Here is a 2638-nt window from a genome sequence, read left to right as displayed (position 1 = left end):
AAATTAATTTTATTTGTTGTGGTGGTCCTCACCCCAACCTACAGTAAATTTTCGGTTGGCAGGCCCGGTCCCTCTCCCAAGGAGAGGGGAGTTTATTTAGCAGCACTGATTTTGTAATTGGTTTGGGGGTTTATTTCTCTTGGTTTTTGATGACGGTTATTGTTAATGGTGTATTGGTTATTGGTTAAAAGTACCGATTGGTTTGATGTGATTGTTTTTTGCGTGAGGGATAAAAGCGGCAGCCCGGAGTGAGGAAGAATGACGAGCGAGGACTATAGCGGATAGCCCGCCCGCACGCCCAAATTATTGGACTTATTTTTATTATTTAAAGTTTGAAATAGTACTTATTGGCAGAGAGGATTTCGTCCGTTTTGCCCCTGCCCGCCAAAGGCGGGTGGCGGGGATTCTTTGGTCTTTAATAATCCGGTTTTTAGGTTTATTTTTTGATTATGAGGATTTGGTCGTCTGAGAATTCCATCCAGGCGATGTTGTAGATGTAGTGGTACATTTTGCCGCTGCTGTTGATGTGGAAATGGGTGTGGTATTTGAACCTGAATTTTTTTTGTTCCAGGATTGTCCTGTTTGTTTTGATTTGGGTTTTGTTTTTTCCGAGGATTTCGAGCAGGATGCCGTGGTTGCGTTTTAGGTATTCGTCAATTTGTTGAGCGGCGCGGTTTGAGGCTTTTCGCAAATGGGTGTGGTAGTAGTTTTTACAGCTGACGGAACAGAATATTTTATCTGTCCTTCCGCGGAGTGTTTTTTTGCATATTTTACAGGTTTTATTCACTTCAGGTCTTTTGTAGCAACAAATATAAGCTATTCGTTGGAAACGGTTATAATCATTTATATTCGTTTACACACGTTTGTTTTCGGCTTGGGGTTTTCTTTTTATATAGTTTTGGGTATGTCTGTTTTTGAAATGCTATAAAAATGATGAATCCAACGACTATTGTTATGTTTTTACCCCGAAGGAATGCGGGGCGGATCAAGTTTCAAATTCCTTATGAAATGATGGAGGAGCGCACTGCTTTCAAACAGTTGGACGGCTCGTTTTATCACCCCACGCAGCGTTTGTGGAGTTTGCCCAATACTGATGCTCACAGAAAAAAGGTGGAAGCTTTGTTTGGTAAAAAACTGAAGGCTGTGGATGCTCACAGTGCTCCTGAAATGCCACAGTTTGTTGTTACGGAGGCGATGCAACTGGAGCTGGACAAGCATTTTCAAAAGATGAAGCTGAAGAATTACAGTAATTCTACCATAAGGACTTATCAGTCTAACCTGGCCCAGTTTTTTGCTTATTTTAAACACAGTGAACTTGCCACGCTGACCAAGGAGCAGATTGAGGGTTTTGTTTTTGAGCTGGTGCAGAAGTACAAGATCAGCGAGCAGAAGCAGAATATGATGATCAATGCCATAAAGAGTTATTATGAGCACACGCTTGGGCAGCCCCGCGAGTATTACACGATCACGCGGCCCAAGCGCAGCAAGGATTTGCCCAACACGCTGAGCGAGGATGAGGTGCTTGCCATTATCAACGCCCCGGAAAACATCAAGCATAAGGCTATTTTGCACACTATATATAGTGCAGGTTTACGCATTGGTGAGGTGATTAGGTTGCGGGTGAAGGATGTGCGCTCTGATGACGGGTTTTTGTTTATTAAGGATTCTAAGGGCAAGAAGGACCGGCACACGGTTTTGAGTCCGATTCTATTGGATTTGTTGCGTGACTATTATAAGGTACACAAGCCTTCATACTGGTTGTTTGAGGGCCAGGACGGGGGGCAGTATTCTGCAACGAGCATACAACAGATTTACCGGAGTGCTGTTAAAAAAACGGGATCAAACCCCTGGAGCACGCCTCACACCTTGCGTCATAGTTTTGCCACGCATTTGATGCAGCGTGGGGTGAACATCAGGTATATACAGACGGCTTTGGGCCATAGCAGTACCAAAACTACTGAGGTTTACACGCGGGTTTTGAGTATAAACAGTAAAACTTTAAAGAGTCCTTTGGATGTTATTATGGAAAGTACTACTTTAGATAAAAAATAATGGGATCCATGTTGTACAATAACAATATATCAACAATAAAACCCAATATAATAACGTATATACTAATGTTGGCACTAATGTAAAATGGGACAAATACTTCAAATATTGATTATCGGTTTGACAATGAATAGTTGTCTACTTATCAATGGTCGAGCGGACTTAATTGAACAGAATTCAGATTTAATATTACCTGACGACTACAAAGTGCTTCAAGACACTGTAGAAGAATCAGGAATGGCAGGTTCTGATTACTTAATAACTGTAGAACTTGAATTTGACTCTTTGAATTTTGACCAATTAATGAAATCGCTACCTGACAACTCAGATAATTGGAGAGAAGACGGTGGAAACTATTACTACTACAAGAATCTAGATAAAAGTGAAAGCGTTTCAATAATTATTGACCCAGCAAGCCGACTTTTACTTTACAGACAAGATAAAATATGAAAGTAATCTATTCAATATTCATTGCTTTTCTAACCCTGACCGCTTGCTCTCAAACAAAAATTGACAAGTACAACTCAATCATTGACCAAGCGACAAGAATTGAAATCAAATTCAAAGATTCAGAAAAGGAAATTGAACT

The 2638-nt window shown here is 40.8% G+C and carries 3 protein-coding genes; 2 read left to right on the top strand and 1 reads right to left on the bottom strand.

The window, feature by feature from the left end:
• Positions 1-436 precede the first annotated feature (436 nt).
• On the bottom strand, positions 437-787 hold the full coding sequence (locus AC6F75_RS10610) for a hypothetical protein (RefSeq protein ID WP_500714995.1): 351 nt from the start codon (positions 785-787) through the stop codon (positions 437-439).
• Between the two features lie 146 nt (positions 788-933).
• On the opposite strand from AC6F75_RS10610, the gene AC6F75_RS10605 reads away from it, so the two are divergent.
• A complete protein-coding gene (locus tag AC6F75_RS10605) occupies positions 934-2052 on the top strand; it encodes a tyrosine-type recombinase/integrase (protein WP_500714994.1) in 1119 nt (372 codons plus the stop codon).
• A gap of 204 nt (positions 2053-2256) precedes the next feature.
• On the top strand, positions 2257-2499 hold the full coding sequence (locus tag AC6F75_RS10600) for a hypothetical protein (protein ID WP_500714993.1): 243 nt from the start codon (positions 2257-2259) through the stop codon (positions 2497-2499).
• Positions 2500-2638: the final 139 nt, after the last annotated feature.

The sequence above is a fragment of the Planktosalinus sp. genome (assembly GCF_059864935.1).
Note: the sequence above shows the minus strand (reverse complement) of the source record. Positions and strands in the feature narration are given on the sequence as shown.